The sequence below is a fragment of the Streptococcus mitis genome (assembly GCF_946190115.1).
GTDB lineage: Bacteria > Bacillota > Bacilli > Lactobacillales > Streptococcaceae > Streptococcus > Streptococcus mitis_CO.
The window spans coordinates 17,574-35,862 of sequence record NZ_CAMHZG010000003.1 but is presented as its reverse complement, the minus strand read 5'-3'; the positions used below and the strand labels follow the sequence as shown (position 1 = coordinate 35,862).

The 18,289-nt window shown below is 41.9% G+C and carries 14 protein-coding genes; 1 reads left to right on the top strand and 13 read right to left on the bottom strand.

Annotated elements, in window-relative coordinates; all coding sequences use genetic code 11:
• Positions 1–12 precede the first annotated feature (12 nt).
• Positions 13–3,909: a pullulanase gene (locus N8L90_RS02145; protein ID WP_261023951.1), complete on the top strand. Its 3,897-nt coding sequence runs from the start codon at positions 13–15 to the stop codon at positions 3,907–3,909.
• A gap of 75 nt (positions 3,910–3,984) precedes the next feature.
• Here the strand turns inward: N8L90_RS02145 and N8L90_RS02140 are convergent, their stop codons facing one another.
• The 13 genes from N8L90_RS02140 to N8L90_RS02080 form a co-directional block, all read right to left on the bottom strand.
• Positions 3,985–4,749, bottom strand: a complete 765-nt coding sequence (locus N8L90_RS02140) for an amino acid ABC transporter ATP-binding protein (protein ID WP_261023950.1) — start codon at positions 4,747–4,749, stop codon at positions 3,985–3,987.
• Positions 4,750–4,758: 9 nt separating this feature from the next.
• A complete protein-coding gene (locus N8L90_RS02135) occupies positions 4,759–5,481 on the bottom strand; it encodes an amino acid ABC transporter permease (protein ID WP_261023949.1) in 723 nt (240 codons plus the stop codon).
• A 3-nt stretch (positions 5,482–5,484) separates the two neighbouring features.
• Entirely contained in the window at positions 5,485–6,177 is a 693-nt protein-coding gene (locus N8L90_RS02130; protein ID WP_004256697.1) for an amino acid ABC transporter permease, read from the bottom strand.
• Between the two features lie 178 nt (positions 6,178–6,355).
• Positions 6,356–7,234: a transporter substrate-binding domain-containing protein gene (locus N8L90_RS02125; RefSeq protein ID WP_261023948.1), complete on the bottom strand. Its 879-nt coding sequence runs from the start codon at positions 7,232–7,234 to the stop codon at positions 6,356–6,358.
• 11 nt (positions 7,235–7,245) lie between these two features.
• The gene (locus N8L90_RS02120; protein WP_261023947.1) at positions 7,246–8,244 is read right to left on the bottom strand and encodes a uroporphyrinogen decarboxylase family protein; all 999 of its coding nucleotides are present in this window, start codon (positions 8,242–8,244) and stop codon (positions 7,246–7,248) included.
• Between the two features lie 2 nt (positions 8,245–8,246).
• Positions 8,247–8,450, bottom strand: coding sequence for a hypothetical protein (locus tag N8L90_RS02115; RefSeq protein ID WP_224218158.1), 204 nt, complete (start codon positions 8,448–8,450; stop codon positions 8,247–8,249).
• Positions 8,451–8,459: 9 nt separating this feature from the next.
• Complete coding sequence (locus N8L90_RS02110) at positions 8,460–9,467, bottom strand: uroporphyrinogen decarboxylase family protein (protein WP_261023946.1); 1,008 nt, start codon at positions 9,465–9,467, stop codon at positions 8,460–8,462.
• Positions 9,468–9,686: 219 nt separating this feature from the next.
• Entirely contained in the window at positions 9,687–10,736 is a 1,050-nt protein-coding gene (locus N8L90_RS02105; RefSeq protein ID WP_261023945.1) for an LLM class flavin-dependent oxidoreductase, read from the bottom strand.
• Positions 10,737–10,854: 118 nt separating this feature from the next.
• Positions 10,855–12,663 carry a glutamine--fructose-6-phosphate transaminase (isomerizing) gene (glmS, locus tag N8L90_RS02100; RefSeq protein WP_261023944.1) on the bottom strand — a complete coding sequence of 603 codons (1,809 nt, stop codon included), beginning with the start codon at positions 12,661–12,663 and terminating at the stop codon, positions 10,855–10,857.
• 191 nt (positions 12,664–12,854) lie between these two features.
• Positions 12,855–14,234, bottom strand: a complete 1,380-nt coding sequence (gene bglA / locus N8L90_RS02095) for a 6-phospho-beta-glucosidase (RefSeq protein WP_261023943.1) — start codon at positions 14,232–14,234, stop codon at positions 12,855–12,857.
• Positions 14,235–14,332: 98 nt separating this feature from the next.
• On the bottom strand, positions 14,333–16,186 hold the full coding sequence (locus N8L90_RS02090; RefSeq protein ID WP_033682387.1) for a proline--tRNA ligase: 1,854 nt from the start codon (positions 16,184–16,186) through the stop codon (positions 14,333–14,335).
• 12 nt (positions 16,187–16,198) lie between these two features.
• Complete coding sequence (gene rseP, locus N8L90_RS02085; RefSeq protein WP_261023942.1) at positions 16,199–17,458, bottom strand: RIP metalloprotease RseP; 1,260 nt, start codon at positions 17,456–17,458, stop codon at positions 16,199–16,201.
• Between the two features lie 21 nt (positions 17,459–17,479).
• Entirely contained in the window at positions 17,480–18,283 is an 804-nt protein-coding gene (locus tag N8L90_RS02080; protein WP_000189853.1) for a phosphatidate cytidylyltransferase, read from the bottom strand.
• Between the last annotated feature and the right edge of the window lie 6 nt (positions 18,284–18,289).

The window sequence follows — 18,289 nt, the reverse complement described above, 5'->3', positions numbered from 1 at the left end:
TGGAGAATCATTATGAGAAAAACACCATCTCACACTGAGAAAAAAATGGTCTACAGCATCCGTTCCCTCAAAAATGGAACTGGTTCTGTCCTTATCGGCGCAAGCTTTGTCCTACTTGCCATGGCTACACCAACTATCTCAGCCAAGGAAAATACTACAACCACTAACGCAAGTAATAGTGAAACTACTACTGCCCTTGCCCAACCTCTTACTGATACAGCAACGAGCACTAGTAAGAAAGAAAGTGATATTTCTTCACTTGAAAATGCAAACGCTTCCCTAGAGAAAAAAGAAGAAAAACCTGTAACAGAGGCAACCACTCCTGCTGCAAGCCCTGCTGATTCAGCACCACAAACCGGACAAGATCGTTCAAGCGAACCAACTACTTCTACTACGACTGAAACTAAGGCAGAAGAGCCAATCGAAGACAATTACTTCCGTATCCACGTCAAAAAACTTCCTGAAGAAAACAAGGATAGTCAAGGACTATGGACTTGGGACGATGTTGAAAAACCTTCTGAAAACTGGCCTAACGGAGCCTTGTCCTTCAAGGATGCCAAAAAAGATGACTACGGCTACTACCTAGATGTCAAATTAAAGGGAGAACAAGCCAAAAAAATTAGCTTCCTCATCAATAATACAGCCGGAAAAAATCTAACCGGAGATAAATCGGTAGAAAAACTGGCACCAAAGATGAATGAGGCTTGGCTAGACCAAGATCACAAGGTTTTCTCTTACGAGCCACAACCTGCAGGAACTATTCGCGTCAACTACTACCGTACAGATGGCAACTATGACAAGAAAGCTCTCTGGTACTGGGGAGATGTGAAAAATCCAAGTAGTGGTGAATGGCCTAACGGAACAGACTTTACGGCTACAGGCAAATATGGTCGCTATATCGATATTCCACTCAAAGATGCAGCTAAAGATCTTGGATTTTTATTACTAGACAGAAAGAAACAAGGAGACGATGTGAAAATCCGTAAAGAAGATTATAAGTTCACAGATTTGAAAAATCATAGCCAAATTTTCCTAAAAGATGATGACGAAACCATCTACACCAACCCCTACTATGTGCACGATATCCGCATGACAGGAGCTCAACACGTAGGAACTTCTAGCATTGAAAGTAGTTTTTCAACACTTGTCGGTGCTAAAAAAGAAGATATCCTCAAACACTCCAACATCACTAATCATCTAGGAAACAAAGTAACTATCACTGATGTTACAATCGATGAGGCTGGTAAGAAAGTGACCTACAGCGGAGATTTCTCTGACACAAAACATCCTTATACCGTTAGCTACAACTCTGACAAATTCACTACCAAAACAAGCTGGCGCCTGAAAGATGAGACTTACAGCTATGATGGTAAACTTGGAGCTGAACTCAAAGAAGAAGGAAAACAGGTTGATTTAACTCTCTGGTCACCAAGTGCTGATAAGGTTTCTGTTGTTGTCTACGACAAGAATGACCCTGAAAAAGTAGTTGGAACTGTCGCTCTTGAAAAAGGGGAAAGAGGAACTTGGAAACAAACTCTAGATAGCACAAACAAACTAGGCATCACAGATTTCACTGGCTACTATTATCAATACCAAATCGAGCGTCAGGGTAAAACTGTTCTTGCACTCGATCCTTACGCTAAATCCCTCGCTGCTTGGAATAGTGACGATGCTAAGATTGACGATGCCCATAAAGTGGCTAAAGCTGCCTTTGTAGATCCAGCTAAACTAGGACCTCAAGACTTGACTTATGGTAAGATTCGCAACTTCAAATCGCGCGAAGATGCTGTCATCTATGAAGCTCATGTGCGTGACTTCACTTCAGATCCTGCCATCGCAAAAGATTTGACTAAGCCATTTGGTACTTTTGAAGCCTTTATCGAAAAACTAGACTACCTCAAAAACTTGGGTGTAACCCACATCCAGCTCCTTCCAGTCTTGTCTTACTACTTTGTCAATGAGTTGAAGAACCACGAACGCTTATCTGACTATGCTTCAAGCAACAGCAACTACAACTGGGGATATGACCCTCAAAACTACTTCTCATTGACTGGTATGTACTCAAGCGATCCTAAGAATCCAGAAAAACGAATCGCAGAATTCAAAAACCTCATCAACGAAATCCATAAACGTGGCATGGGAGCCATCCTGGACGTAGTTTATAACCATACAGCCAAAGTAGATATCTTTGAAGATTTGGAACCAAACTACTATCACTTTATGGATGCCGATGGAACACCTCGAACTAGCTTTGGTGGTGGACGTTTGGGGACAACTCACTATATGACCAAACGCCTCCTAGTTGATTCTATCAAGTATCTAGTTGATACCTACAAAGTTGATGGCTTCCGTTTCGATATGATGGGAGACCATGATGCCGCTTCTATCGAAGAAGCTTACAAGGCTGCACGCGCCCTCAATCCAAACCTAATCATGCTGGGTGAAGGTTGGAGAACCTATGCTGGTGATGAAAATATGCCTACTAAAGCTGCTGACCAAGATTGGATGAAACATACCGATACTGTCGCTGTCTTCTCAGATGACATCCGTAACAACCTCAAGTCTGGTTATCCAAATGAAGGTCAACCTGCTTTTATCACAGGTGGCAAACGTGATATCAACACTATCTTCAAAAATCTGATTGCTCAACCAACCAACTTTGAAGCAGACAGCCCTGGAGATGTCATCCAATACATCGCAGCCCATGACAACTTGACCCTCTTTGATATCATTGCCCAGTCTATCAAAAAAGACCCAAGCAAGGCTGAGAACTATGCTGAAATCCATCGTCGTTTACGACTTGGAAACCTCATGGTCTTAACAGCTCAAGGAACTCCATTTATCCACTCTGGTCAGGAATATGGTCGCACCAAACAATTCCGTGACCCAGCCTACAAGACTCCAGTAGCAGAGGACAAACAACCAAACAAATCTCACTTGTTGCGTGATAAGGACGGTAATCCATTTGACTATCCTTACTTCATCCATGACTCTTACGATTCTAGCGATGCAGTCAACAAGTTTGACTGGACTAAGGCTACAGATAGAAAAGCATATCCTGAAAATGTCAAGAGTCGTGACTATATGAAAGGGTTGATTGCCCTTCGTCAATCTACAGATGCCTTCCGACTTAAGAGTCTTCAAGATATCAAAGACCGTGTCCACCTCATCACTGTCCCAGGTCAAAATGGTGTGGAAAAAGAAGATGTAGTGATCGGCTACCAAATTACTGCTCCAAATGGGGATATCTACGCAGTCTTTGTCAATGCGGACGAAAAAGCTCGTGAATTTAATTTGGGAACTGCCTTTGCCCACCTCAGAAATGCTGAAGTTTTGGCAGATGAAAACCAAGCAGGACCAGTAGGAATTGCCAACCCGAAAGGACTTGAGTGGACTGAAAAAGGCTTGAAATTGAATGCCCTTACAGCTACTGTTCTTCGAGTCTCTCAAGGCCGTCCAGCTATGGAAGATAATCCAAAATCTGACCTTCCGAATTCTAAACAAGAACAAGAACAAGGTCAAGATCACGGTCCAAGCGATATTCCAAACAGATCAAACAAACCTGAACATCAAAATCCAGATCCAGCTCCACAAGCTAAACCTGATTCTGCAAAACCAGATACAAAAGTAGCTGATGCGGAAAATAAACCTAGCCAAGCTACAACTGATTCACAAGCTTCACAAGTTTCACAACCAGCACAAGAAGTACAAGCATCATCTGTAAGTGAAGCTGTTCGAAACGAATCGGTAGATAACTCTAACAAGGAAAATATACCTGCAACTCCAGCTAAACAAGCTGAACTTCCAAATACAGGAACCAAAAACGATAACAAACTCCTGTTTGCAGGAATCAGCCTCCTTGCACTCCTAGGTCTCGGTTTCTTGCTAAAAAACAAAAAAGAGAACTAAACTAGCCCTCCTATAGAACAATCCCCCAAGCCTTAACGCTCGGGGGATTGATTTTTACCCTGATAATCTTAACTATCAAATCATATATTCTACACTATAGGTCGCATCCGAGAGTATTCGTGCCAAAAATTGCTTGGTTCGTTCTTCTTTTGGACGACTAAAGAATTCATGGGCATCATTTTCTTCAACAATTTTCCCACCGTCCATAAAAATAACATGATTGGCCACGTCTCTAGCAAAACCCATCTCATGAGTCACTACTACCATAGTAACTCCTTCTTTAGCTAACTGTTTTAAAACATCTAAAACATCCCCTACCAACTCTGGATCCAAGGCCGATGTTGGCTCATCTAATAAAATGACCTCTGGTTTCACAGCGATGGCACGCGCAATGCCGATTCGTTGTTGCTGGCCTCCAGAAAGCTGAGAGGGATAGTAATCTTTATAAGCTAGTAAACCAACTTTTTCTAAGGCAGCTTCCGCACGTTTGATGGCTTCTTCCTTAGGAATTTTCCGAGCAATCACCAGGCCCTCTAAAATATTTTCCAAGGCCGTTTTATTAGCAAATAAATTATAATGTTGAAAAACAAAGGCAGTCTTCTGGCGAATTTCTAAAATATCTTTTTTGGTCAATTTGCCAAGATCGTATTCTTTATCAGCAAGCTTCAAAGAGCCACTATCGGCCTTTTCTAAATGATTGAGACATCTGAGAAAAGTCGTTTTACCTGATCCAGATGGCCCCAAGATTACAACCACATCCCCTTGGTTGACCTTGAGATTCACATCTTCTAGGACTTGTCTGTCTCCAAATTTTTTTGCAACATGTTCTACTTGTAACATTGTCTCCTCCTATGCTAAACCTGTACTGGGCACTACTTGTCCCTTTTCTCTTCGAATATAGCGTTTCTCTAAGATTGAAAAGCCCCATTGAATCAATCCGCAAATAAGAATGTACTGTAAAAAGATCACAAAATAGGATTCAAAGTACTGATAACCATAAGACGCTTCAACACGGGCAATAGCTGTAATATCCTTAATGGTCATCACAAAAACCAAAGAGGTCCCTTTTACAATATTTATGACTAGATTAGCCAGATTGGGCAGAACTGATCGCAAGGCCTGTGGAAAAACAATCCTCACATAAGCCTGACTAGTGGTTAAGCCAATCGCTTGTGCAGCTTCTAATTGTCCCTTATCCACAGTCAAAATAGCCGAACGTAAGATTTCTGATAAACTACCTGTTGTCATCAAACTATAGATAATAAAAGCATAATAGATCGGATTGAGTTTAAAGATATCAACATCACTTCCTATGCTTTTGAGAAATTGATTGAGCAAACTCGGAAACAAACTATAAAAGAAAAGAATTAGCAAAATTGGAGGCGTTGCTCTTATAAAAGCTAGATACACGAGAGAGAAAGTTCGAACACCTTTGACTTTATATATTTGTCCCAGAGCTAAAAACAAGGCTGGTAGAAAACTTAAGACCATGGCTACAATCATGATAATCAAGGTGGTCGGTACCCCTTTTAAGGTCTCTAAAAAGGTTTTTGCAATATAGTCTAAATCCATATCCTATCTCCCTTTCGTTTCCAAAGATTTTTCTAACAAGCGACTCAAGAAGGAAACAGCCAAGGCTACACCCCAATAAAGAATGGCAACCGCTGTATAGGTTTCAAGAGAGTAATTCCCCAAATTGCGACTGATTAAGAGATTCCCAGCTCCCATGACATCCACAAAACCAATCGTATATGCTAGGGCAGCGTCCCGCATCAAATTTAGAATAGCGGTCGTCATATTTGGAAGAGCCACTTGAAATGCCTGAGGAAAAATGATTCTCCAGAATGTTTGACTAGGTGTCAGACCAATACTGACTCCAGCTTCCATCTGACCTTTGGGAATTGCCTGATAGGACGCCTTAAATACTTCTGCAATGATAGCCGCAAATAGCAAGACCATGGTGAATAAGACGAAGACCGTCTTAGACCAGTTGTTGATATCTAAATTCAACCACCATTTTAAAAATTCAGGTAAACCATAAAAGACGAGGAATAGTAAAACAATAGGAGGAGTACAGCGAAGAGTGAAAATATAGCCCTTGGAAAGACCTGCAAAAGTCTTATCTTCTCCCACTTGAGCCCAAGCCAATAAGCCACCGAAAAGGGAACCAAGGATTGTAGTAAAAAAGAGAATGGACAAGGTCATCGGAAGAGCCTGCCATAAGGTGGGTAAAAATTGGAACACTCTTGAAAAATCATATGAAACCATGTAAACCTCTTTCTAATACTCAATGAAAATCAAACTAGGAAACTATCCGCAGGTTGCTCAAAACAGTGTTTTGAGGTTGTGGATAGAACTGACGAAGTCAGTAACCATACCTACGGCAAGGCGTCGTTGACGCGGTTTGAAGAGATTTTCGAAGAGTATAACATGCCTGATTGTTCATCTAATCTTTATCAACGTAGCTAAAGACGTCTTCTTTAAAGTATTTTTGAGAAAGCTTAGCTAAAGTACCGTCTTCTTTTAATTCTTTAATAGCTTTTTCATACTCTTTAGCAAATTTCTCACCCTTTTCATCACGGTGAATTAATGGATAGGTTGGGATTCCTTTATAAGGGAACCAGCTAAGTTTGTCCGCATATTGGTGGTAAGAACCATCCTCTGCTGTCACTGCTTTTTCAAAAGACAACTTGATATCAAAGAAGGCATCGTAACGTCCTTCTAAAACCCAAGCATAAGCATCTGCCACCTTGAATGATTCAGCAGCTGTCAACTCAATTGGTGAATCCTTGTGCTTGTCATTATAACTATTGATAACATTCCACTGAGCATTTTGAGGAGAGATTGGTACTAATTTTCCTTTATTTTTGGCGAAATCATCAATATTCTTATATTTGGCTTCATCTTCTTTTCTAACAGTAAAACCAATAATGCTGGCTCCTACTGGCTCAGATGGAATAATGAATTTCTTAGCCCGTTCATCTGTATACCAAGCACCTTTAGTTCCAATATCGTACTTGCCAGACTCAAGTCCAATCAAGAGATCATCATCACTAGTTCCAGTATACTCAAATTTATAATCTGCTAATTTCTCATCAACCGCCTTTAAAACAGCGACTTCATAACCATCTGATTCCCCTTTTTCGTCAATAAAATCATAAGGGACATAGTTTTGGGTATGGGCAACTTTTAAAGTTGTTACTTGTCCAGACGAAGCTGTATCTGCACCTTTAGCAGATGCTCCCGCCAAAGTTCTACCAATAATCGTTGCTCCAAGAACTGCCACAACTGCAACTCCACCAATAATCCATGTTTTCTTACTCATATTCTTCTCCTTTATTTATCTAATGCTTCTCTCACCCACTGGATACGTTCCACTGCAATATCGCTCGGAATGGTACAATCTGCTCCAAGTATGAGGCCATCTTTACCTGTTTCTTCTATCAAGCGTTTGGTTTCAGCTTGAATTTCTTCCTTACTGCCTCGATAGAGAAGGCCATCTTTACCGTTTTCAAATCCTCCCAAAACAGCACGACCCTTGAAAATCTCACGACCTTCTTTTAGGCTGATCCCTTCTGGACCAACTGCCCAGTTAAAAACATGAGCTGGATAGTCGGCAAAGATATGAATATCGTTTCGGGCTCCTTCATAGCCACAGATATGAAGGATATTTACCCCACTAACCGACTTAGCTGCATTTAAAACAGTCAGTTCACTCGGCGCAATAATCTTCTGATAGTCTTCAACAGAAACACGCGCATCCTGAATACTTTGCACACTAAGATAGATACCGTCTGCTCCTGCATCTTTGATAATAGCTTGACTCAAGCTAGCGATATCTTGCGCAATCACATCAAGTACTTTTTTCAATTTCTGAGAATCTTGAACTAAGAAATCTGCAATGAGATCATCTCCACCAGACACTTCTCCAAGTAACCATTTGAGGTAGGTCACAGGCGCAAAAATATTGTAAATAGCAACAATATCTTCCGTAAACTCCTGCTTAATCTTCTTCACTAATTCTACCTGCTCTCTAATCCACGGATGATCTTGACCCAGAGGTTGAATCTCCGACAACTCTTGGAGTGACTTTCCTTTGGAAATAACTGGATTTGGATAAGCAAAATAGCCATCACTCATCAACTTGATAAAGTCTGGATGTAGGTCACGGATAAAACGTTTGTGACCTTGTATGTTCTTTTCAATAATCACGGGATTTGAAAATCCCTTTAACCATTCCTCTTCTGATGTAAAGTGGTGCCAAAAACCTACAGGTACACGGTCAACCACTTCTCCTCTAAATGCTTTTAAAACCCATTCTCTTTTTTCTGACATCTCTATTCTCCATTTCTTTCTTTTTCAACTAATAAAACACTGGCAATATCGTTGGTTTGAATAAAGGGAAGACTTCCCTTCTGAAAATCCTGAACTCCATGACATCTTGGCCCTTCCTTACAAGTAAGTCCCTCTGTAAAACTAAACGCAAGTAAGATGATAAAGCCGAGGGCCGTCCCTACCAATAGCCACTTTTTTCTTTTCATAAGGCCCTCCTATTTTAAAACAGCAGCCTGACGAATCCAGTCCAATCTTTCTAATTCAAATTCATCTGGAACCGTGCAATCCGCTCCAAGAAGGACTCCTCTAGTCCCAGCCTCAGCTAACAAGCGTTTGGTTTCCTCTTGTAGTGCAGCCTTTGTACCTCCATAAAGCATGCTCTGCTTCCCATTTTCAAAACCACCCAAGACCGCTTTGCCATGAAATAGCTCCTGACCTTGGGGTAAACTGACTGCTTCATGGTGGGTTGCCCAATTGAAAACCTGGGCTGGATAATCTTTGAAAATAGTCACATTGTTACTGGCACCTTGGAAACCGCAGATATGCAGGATATTTACCCCACCTACCTGATTGGCAGCTTCTAAAACCTTTATGTTGCTTGGCTCAATATAGGTCTGATACAATTCTGCTGTGATGCGCTCATCCTGAATTTCTTGAGTACTGAGATAGATTCCATCTGCTCCACCATCCTGAATGATTTTTTTAGTTAGGATAGCGATATCCTCTGCTATCACGTCTAAAATCTCCCTGAATAACTCTGGATTTTCAAGAAAAAGATCTGCAACCTCCTTATCACCTCTAGAAGCCTCTGTACGAAACCACCTTTTCAAGTAGGAAATCGGAGAAAAAATATTGTAGAATGAAGCAATTTCCTCAGTGAAGGTTGCTCGAATAGCTTGTACCACTTCTACTTGTTGCTGAATCCAAGGATGGTTTTCACCAATCGACTCAATAGAAGCCAGTTCCTGAATACTTGAAACCAAAAGACTGTAGACATTACTTGGATAAATGAAAAATCCGTCACTCATCATTTTGACAAAATCAGGATGAATTCTTTCAACGTACTTCCGATGTCCCTCTACACTTTTTTGAAAGATACGTGGGTTATTTAAACCTTGCCCTTTTTCCTCCAGTGTTACAAAATGAAACCAAAAGCCTACAGGAACTCGTTCCACCTCTTCTCCTCGGATGGCTTTAAAAACTAGCTCTCTTTTACTTGTCATACTTTTCTCCTTCCATTTGGATTGAAACCATCTTACCACTCCTTTTGACCTTTTCCCAATATATATTGACTATCGACTTGATTGATATTGTTTATATCAATAACGAAAAAATCTCTGGAAAGCTTGATTTTACTAGCTTTTCAGAGATTCTTTTCTGTTTTTGCTTTTTTTAAAATAGTTGTTATATAGATTTTTTATCAATTCGATTAGGATTTTTTATTAAGACTCTTTCATGGCGAAGTATGCCCGTACTTTTGGAGCCACTTGCGTGCCGAAGAGTTCAATAGCTCTCAGAACCTGGTCATGAGGCATGGAACCAAGCGGTAGATGGAGCATGAAGCGGTCCAAACCTAAATCCTCAATCATGCGAATCAATTTTTCTGCCACCTGATCTGGATTGCCCACAAACATGGCACCATTTGGCCCAACTTGCTCCAAATATTGTTCATAACGCAATTCCTGCCAGTGCGGACGGTCTTTAGAGATAGCATCCACCACTTGCTTGGTCGGATGGAAATAATCTTTCACAGCCTGCTCGCCATCTTCAGCAATCCAACCCCAAGAATGAGCTCCAACCTTTAGTTCCTGACTGGCATGACCCGCTTCGCTCCCAATCTCACGATAAGCCTGAATCAACTTTTTAAAATAACTCGGATTGCCACCAATAATGGCATAAACAATCGGTAGACCAGCCTGAGCAATCTTCACTGTTGATTCGACATGACCACCTGTCGCTATCCACAAGGGCAATTTGTCTTGAACTGGACGAGGATAAACTTCTTTGCCAGAGATTGTTTGGGTCAATCGACCTTGCCAGTCTAACTTGGTCTTTTCATTGACTAATTGAAGCAAGTCTAATTTCTCATCAAAAAGGGCTTCGTAGTCTTTCAAATCATATCCAAACAAGGGAAAAGATTCCGTGAAAGAACCCCTTCCAGCCATAATCTCCGCTCGTCCATTTGACAAAGCATCGATAGTGGCATACTGTTGGAACAAGCGAATCGGATCCATACTTGAGAGAATGCTGACTGCACTGGTCAAACGGATTTTCTTGGTATTGACTGCACCTGCTGCCAGGACAATCTCTGGGGCTGATACCGCAAAATCCGCTCGATGGTGCTCACCAATACCATACACATCCAAACCAACCTTGTCAGCCAGTTCAATCTCTGCCAGCAACTGGCGAATGCGTTCAGCATGACTGTAAGTTTTCCCAGTCCCTTCAAGCTCCGTTGTTTCTCCAAATGTTGAAATTCCCAATTCTACCACAGTGATTCTCCTTGTCTATTCCGGTCCTTCATTTTGAAAAATTATTCTAACACGAATCTTGAGTACAAGCAACCGATTTGCTCACAAGAAAAAGCCTAGATAACTAGACTTTTTAAGCTTATTCTACCGTTACTGACTTAGCAAGGTTACGTGGTTTGTCCACATCAAGGCCACGGTGGAGTGTTGCAAAGTAAGCGACCAATTGTGTTGGTACTACCATTGAGATTGGTGAGAGGTAAGGGTGGACGGTCGTAAGAACGATATCATCTGTATCTTTGGCAACATTTTCTTCTGCGATAGTGAGGACTTTGGCACCACGGGCTGCCACTTCTTGGATATTTCCGCGAGTGTGGTTGGCAAGGACTGGATCTGACAAGAGGGCCAAAACAGGTGTTCCTTCTTCAATCAAGGCAATGGTTCCGTGCTTGAGTTCTCCTGCCGCAAAGCCTTCACATTGAATGTAAGAAATCTCTTTAAGTTTGAGACTTGCTTCCATGGCTACATAGTAATCTTGACCACGCCCGATGTAAAAGGCGTTGCGAGTTGTTTCAAGAAGCTCACGAACCTTGGCTTCAATGGTTTCTTTCTCTGAAAGAGTTGATTCGATAGACTGAGCTACGATTGACAACTCATGAACCAAGTCAAAGGCTTGCGCTTTAGCATTGCCATTTGCTTCTCCTACTGCTTTTGCAAGAAAAGCAAGGGCTGCAATTTGCGCTGTATAGGCCTTGGTTGAGGCTACGGCAATTTCAGGACCTGCGTGAAGGAGCATGGTATGGTTGGCTTCACGAGAAAGAGTTGAACCTGGGACATTTGTCACTGTCAAGCTCGGAATTCCCATTTCATTAGCCTTAACCAAAACCTGACGACTATCCGCTGTTTCACCAGACTGGCTGATAAAGATGAAGAGTGGTTTTTTGCTGAGAAGTGGCATACCGTAGCCCCACTCAGAGGAGATACCAAGTTCAACTGGCGTATCCGTCAATTCTTCCAACATCTTCTTGGAAGCAAATCCTGCGTGGTAAGAAGTTCCAGCTGCGAGGATATAGATACGATCTGCATCTTGAACAGCCTTGATGATAGCTGGGTCAACCACTACTTGACCTGCCTCATCTGTGTAGGCTTGGATGAGTTTACGCATAACAGTTGGTTGCTCATCAATTTCCTTAAGCATGTAGTAAGGGTAAGTTCCTTTACCGATATCTGACAAGTCAAGCTCCGCAGTATAGCTAACACGCTCACGACTATTACCATCATAGTCTTGAACTTCTACGCTATCAGCCTTGACGATTACCAACTCTTGGTCATGAATTTCCATGTATTGGTTGGTCTCACGAATCATAGCCATAGCATCTGAGCAGACCATGTTATAGCCTTGTCCAAGACCAATCAAAAGTGGTGATTTATTCTTAGCCACATAGATGACTTCAGGATCTTGTGAATCAACCAAGGCAAAAGCATAAGAACCACGAATGATGTGAAGAGCTTTTTTGAAGGCTTCAAGAACTGACAAGCCATCTTCTTCCGCAAATTTTCCAATCAAGTGAACGGCAATTTCAGTATCTGTTTGCCCCTTAAAGTGGTGACCTGCAAGGTATTCTTCCTTGATTTCAAGGTAGTTCTCAATCACCCCATTGTGCACCAAAACAAAACGTTCAGTCTCAGAGCGATGTGGGTGAGCATTGTCCTCAGTTGGTTTCCCGTGAGTTGCCCAACGAGTATGTCCGATACCAGTTGTTCCCTCAACACCAGCTGTCTTGGCAGATAATTCTGCGATACGACCAACAGCCTTCACCAAATGATTCTCAGCACCACCTAGGACAAAAATCCCCGCAGAATCATAGCCACGGTATTCGAGCTTTTCAAGCCCTTGAATCAAAATATCAGTTGCATTTGTGTTTCCAACAACACCAACAATTCCACACATAGTATATACGACACAGGCAAGCTGTGCTTTCTCCTTAAATTGGTATAGTCTGATTCCTCTTTTATAGAATCAGCAAAAACAGTATATACTTGTTTCTTTCACTTGTCAAGAGCAAAAATTGGTATAGTTCAAATTAAACTCCTGTAATCAAAAAAACTCTGACCAATTAAAATCATCAGTCAGAGTCTTTTTTAAAATCCATTATTGTCGCTTAGTTCCTTGAACCAGTGCCCTGATTTTTTCAGACGACGTTCTTGGGTTTCCAAGTCCAATTCAACCAAACCATAGCGATTTTTATAGCTGTTGAGCCATGACCAACAGTCAATAAAGGTCCAGATTAAGTATCCCTTACAGTTGGCTCCATCTTCAATGGCACGGTGCAGTTCACGAAGATGACCTTTTACAAAGTCAATACGGTAATCATCTTGAATCATTCCATCTTGACGGAATTTTTCTTCCCCTTCAACACCCATACCATTCTCTGTCAACATCCACTCGATATTGCCATAATTTTTCTTGATATTTTGGGCGATGTCATAAATCCCTTGCTCATAAATCTCCCAGCCACGGTGAGGATTGATTTTACGTCCAGGCATCACATAAGGCTCGTAAAAATGTTCTGGTAAGAGTGGACTCTCTGGATGCTTAGCAAATCGAGGAGCCATAACACGCAAAGGTTGATAGTAGTTGACACCAAGGAAGTCCACCGTATTGTCACGAATGAGCTCCAACTCCTCCTCTGTAGCATCAGGCAAGAGACCGTATTCATGCAAGATTTCTACTAACTCCTGTGGATAAGTCCCCAAAACGGACGGATCTAAGAAAGATTGGGCCTGAAAAAGGTCCGCAATACGAGCCGCCTTAACATCAGCAGGATGCTGACTGCGTGGATAAGCCGGTGTCAAGTTTAAGACAATCCCAATCTTGGAATCAGGCAAGAGTTCATGACAAGCCTTAACCGCCCGACTACTGGCCAATTGTGTATGATAAGCTACTTTAACAGCTGCCTCTGCATCCACCTTATGTGGATAATGGGCATCGTAAAAATAGCCAAATTCTACAGGAACGATGGGCTCGTTAAAAGTAATCCATTGATCCACTAAATCTCCATAAGTCTCAAAACAAAAACGAGCATAGTCTTCATAGGCTGAGACAGTTGCCTTATTTTCCCAACCATCACCATCCTCTTGAAGGGCAAAAGGTAAATCAAAATGATAAAGATTCACTAAAAGACGAATCCCTTTGGCCTTAATAGCCTCAAAAACCTTACGGTAAAAGTCTGCACCTTGAGGATTGACTTCCCCACGCCCTTGTGGAAAAATCCGTGACCACTGAATAGAAGTCCGAAAGGCCGTATGACCAGTTTCTAACAGTAGCTCAATATCCTTTTCCCAATTTTCATAAAAGGTCGATGTCTTATCTGGACCAATTCCATTATAGTAGCGATTTGGCTCCACTTGGTACCAATAATCCCAGAGATTATCTCCCTTACCGTCACCAGCTATACGTCCTTCTGTCTGCGGCCCAGAAGTAGAGGATCCCCAGACAAAATCCTTTGGAAATCTTAGCATACATTTACCTCTTTATCTACTCATTTTTCCCATTATACAGAAAAAACAAGGTAAAAACTAGTTACATTTTTTCCTTGTTTTTCTTCTGATTATAGTTTTTATTTCTTGCTGAGGATTTCAAGCGTTTCGAGCAAGTTATCTGCATGAACTTCGATAGTGTCACCAGTCGCTTTAATCTTGACTTCTACGATGCCATCGGCCGCTTTTTTACCAACGGTGATGCGGATTGGCAACCCAATCAAGTCGCTATCGCTAAATTTGACTCCGACACGTTCGTTACGATCGTCCGTTAAGACTTCATAACCAGCTCCCATCAAGCTTGCTTCAAGCTTTTCTGTCAAGGCTTGCGCTTCTTCGTCCTTGACATTGACAGTGATCAAGTGCACATCAAATGGTGCCAATTCTTTAGGGAAGTTGATTCCCCAAGCGTAACGGTATTCACCTTTTGGCGTTTTGTTAACAAAGAGGCGAGCGTGTTGCTCCATCACTGCTGAAAGGAGACGGCTGACACCGATACCGTAACATCCCATGATAATTGGCACAGCACGGCCATTTTCATCCAAAACATCTGCTCCCATGCTTGCTGAATAGCGAGTGCCGAGTTTGAAGATGTGACCAATTTCGATACCACGCGCAAAGTTAAGGACACCTTGTCCGTCTGGGGAAATTTCACCCTCACGAACTTCACGTATATCCACATATTCTGCAGTAAAATCACGACCTGGGTTCACACCAGTCAAGTGGTAGCCATCTTCGTTAGCACCGACAACTGCATTGCGAACATCTTGCACCTTTCGGTCTGCAATGATTTTAACATTCTCTGGCAAACCAACTGGGCCAAGTGAACCAAATCCTGCTTGAACAACATTTGCCACTTCTTCTTCACTTGCAACGTCAAAGAAATCTGCTCCCAAGTGGTTTTTCAACTTAACTTCATTGAGTTGGTCATTTCCAACTAGAAGGGCTGCAACAAGCTCACCATCTGCCATGTAGAAGAGGGTTTTAATCGTTTGTTCTTCTGGAACATTGAGGAAGGCTGCAACTTCATCGATTGATTTAACATCTGGCGTTGCAACACGGGTCACTTCTTCTTCAGCGACAACACGGTTGCTTGGTTTGTACTCGTTTGTTGCCATTTCTAAGTTAGCAGCATAGCTAGACTCACTTGAGTAGGCAATGGTATCTTCACCAGAAACCATCCATTTAAGCAATTCTGCCTTGATTTCTTCTTGCACTTCTGCAGGAATTTCATCAAATGAGGCAACGGACTTGTCCAAGACAACCCAGCGGTCAAGGTCTGTACGAGCAGGTGTAATGGCCATAAATTCTTGGCTGTCCTTACCACCCATGGCTCCACCGTCACCGATGATAGCCTTGAAATCTAAGCCACTACGAGTGAAAATTCGCTCATAAGCAGCCTTGTACTCATCATAAACACTGTCCAAACTATCATAGTTAGCATGGAAACTGTAAGCATCCTTCATGATGAACTCACGTGTACGAAGAAGGCCATTACGTGGACGTTTTTCATCACGATACTTAGGTTGGATTTGGTAAAGGTTAAGTGGCAATTGCTTGTAAGACTTAACAGAATCACGGACAATAGCTGTAAAGGTTTCTTCGTGAGTTGGACCTAGAATGAAGTCTGATTTTTCACGGTTTTTTAGCTTGTAAAGGTCTTCACCATAAGTTTCGTAACGACCTGATTCGCGCCACAATTCTGCACTAAGAAGGGCTGGAGCCAACATCTCAACGGCTCCAATCTTGTCGAATTCTTGGCGCATGATATTTTTAGCTTTTTCAATCACACGATTAGCAAGTGGTAGATAAGAATAAACACCTGCTGAGACTTGACGAACATAACCAGCTCGCAACATAAGAGCATGGCTGATAACTTGAGCATCGCTTGGCATTTCGCGAAGCGTTGGGATAGGCATTTTACTTTGTTTCATAATATTCCTCGATTATCTAAAAAAGAGTCGCATGATGTCATTCCAGGTCACAGCAATCATCAAGACAACCATGATGACCACTCCGGCCAAGGTGACATAGGTTTCAATTTCTTGTTTCAATGGTTTGCGGCGAATGGCTTCTAGGATATTGAGCACAATCTTACCACCATCCAGGGCTGGAATCGGAATAAGATTAAAAATCCCAATATTGATGGAAATTATTGCCAAGAAGTACAAGACATTCTCAATTCCATTTTTAGCAGCATCACTACTTGCCTTAAAGATGGCAACAGGTCCACCCAGTTTGTTCAAATCTGGTTGGAAAATCAAATTTTTCAGAGCTGATAAAATTCGTAGAGCCGAGTCGGCTGCAGTTGTAAATCCACCTACAAACATGGATAGAAAGTCCGACTTAATTCCCGGTTGAACACCTAGAAGGTAATGGCCTTGACTTTCTTCGGGTGTAACAGTAACTTGTTTGTCACTCCCCTTTTCAGAAATAGTCACATCCAAAGTCGGTGCCGTCTTATCTTTGGTTTCTGTTTCCACAGCCTGAATCAAGCTTTCCCAGTTGCTAACCTCATGTGAGCCAATCTTGGTAATTTGTGCCGTTTCTGGTACTCCCACCTTAGCCAAGGCCCCTTGGGGCATGACATGAAACTGGTTGGTATCAACATCTCTGACACCACCCTGCATAAAGATTAAAATCCAAAAAACAACGACACCTAAGATAAAGTTGTTCATAGGACCTGCAAAATTAGTAATGAGTTTCCCCCAGATAGTTGCATTTTGATATTGAACATCCAAGGGAGCAATCCGAACCTCAGTACCATCTGCTTCCACAACCGTTGCATCGTGATCTACTGCAAATGTTTTTTCTTCTTCCAGAACCAATCCTTTGATAAAGAGCTTGTCTTCAAAATCAAACTGGGTCACCTGCATAGGGAGGGCTGTTTGATCTAATTTTTTACCAGAGAGATTGATACGTTTAACCTTACCATCATCAGTAAGCGTCAAACTAACAGGAGTTCCTGTCTTGATTTCAGTTGTATCATCACCCCAACCAGCCATACGGACATAGCCACCCAGAGGCAAGATTCGAATGGTATAGGCCGTCCCATCCTTGCCAATGTGAGCAAAGATTTTGGGTCCCATACCGATGGCAAATTCACGCACTAGAATCCCTGATTTCTTGGCAAAGTAGAAGTGTCCGAACTCGTGCACCACTACAATAATCCCAAAAACCAGAATAAAGGTTAAAATTCCGAGCATAGTATTTCCTCCGTCTTTTGATTAAAAGAGTCCAAACAAGTGCATGATTGGAAATACAAGCAACATACTATCGAAACGATCCAAAACACCACCATGTCCAGGGATAAATTTCCCAGAATCCTTAACACCAAAGTGACGCTTAATCGAACTTTCTAGTAAGTCACCAAATTGTCCAGCAATGCTAAAGAAAATAGCAAAGACCGACATCTTGTAAATTCCATACGGAAGAGCAACTGTACTGTCAAACATCATAAAGATGATGGTTACTAAAATAGCACCTAAAATACCACCCAAGGCACCCTCAAAGGTTTTATTTGGAGAAACTGTCGGAGCTAATTTTCGTTTACCATAGTTCATCCCAACAAGATAGGCACCACTGTCTGTTGCCCAAACAATACATAAGGCTAATAGTGCCTTATCTAAACCTGCAATTCTAGCATCTAATAGAGCATTAAAACCAAAGCCCACATAGAAACTCATAGCAAGAGGGAAAACCGCATCCTCAATCGTATACGACTTGCTAAAAACAGTCGTTCCTAACATGATTGAAATCAGAACACTATAAGCAACCACATTCCCATCAACTGGCAAAAAAGTCAGATAATTCTCCAAGGGAATGGTCAAGGCAAAGGTTGCAAAGAGGGTCAAGAGGCCCTCCATCGTCATGGTCTCTAGACCTCTCATCTTCAAAAGTTCATGCATGGCTAGCATGGCTATGATTCCAATTGCTATCTGAAGCAAGAGTCCCCCAATCATTAAAATTGGTAGGAAAATAGCCAGGGCAATCCCTGCAAACAAGGTTCTTTTCTGTAAATCCTGTGTCATATTTCC

Coding starts and splice junctions, on each gene's coding strand:
- N8L90_RS02145 (WP_261023951.1), top strand. CDS start 13: ATGAGAAAAACACCATCTCACACTGAGAAAAAAATGGTCTACAGCATC.
- N8L90_RS02140 (WP_261023950.1), bottom strand. CDS start 4,749: ATGTTACAAGTAGAACATGTTGCAAAAAAATTTGGAGACAGACAAGTC.
- N8L90_RS02135 (WP_261023949.1), bottom strand. CDS start 5,481: ATGGATTTAGACTATATTGCAAAAACCTTTTTAGAGACCTTAAAAGGG.
- N8L90_RS02130 (WP_004256697.1), bottom strand. CDS start 6,177: ATGGTTTCATATGATTTTTCAAGAGTGTTCCAATTTTTACCCACCTTA.
- N8L90_RS02125 (WP_261023948.1), bottom strand. CDS start 7,234: ATGAGTAAGAAAACATGGATTATTGGTGGAGTTGCAGTTGTGGCAGTT.
- N8L90_RS02120 (WP_261023947.1), bottom strand. CDS start 8,244: ATGTCAGAAAAAAGAGAATGGGTTTTAAAAGCATTTAGAGGAGAAGTG.
- N8L90_RS02115 (WP_224218158.1), bottom strand. CDS start 8,450: ATGAAAAGAAAAAAGTGGCTATTGGTAGGGACGGCCCTCGGCTTTATC.
- N8L90_RS02110 (WP_261023946.1), bottom strand. CDS start 9,467: ATGACAAGTAAAAGAGAGCTAGTTTTTAAAGCCATCCGAGGAGAAGAG.
- glmS (WP_261023944.1), bottom strand. CDS start 12,663: ATGTGTGGAATTGTTGGTGTTGTTGGAAACACAAATGCAACTGATATT.
- bglA (WP_261023943.1), bottom strand. CDS start 14,234: ATGCTAAGATTTCCAAAGGATTTTGTCTGGGGATCCTCTACTTCTGGG.
- N8L90_RS02090 (WP_033682387.1), bottom strand. CDS start 16,186: ATGAAACAAAGTAAAATGCCTATCCCAACGCTTCGCGAAATGCCAAGC.
- rseP (WP_261023942.1), bottom strand. CDS start 17,458: ATGCTCGGAATTTTAACCTTTATTCTGGTTTTTGGGATTATTGTAGTG.
- N8L90_RS02080 (WP_000189853.1), bottom strand. CDS start 18,283: ATGACACAGGATTTACAGAAAAGAACCTTGTTTGCAGGGATTGCCCTG.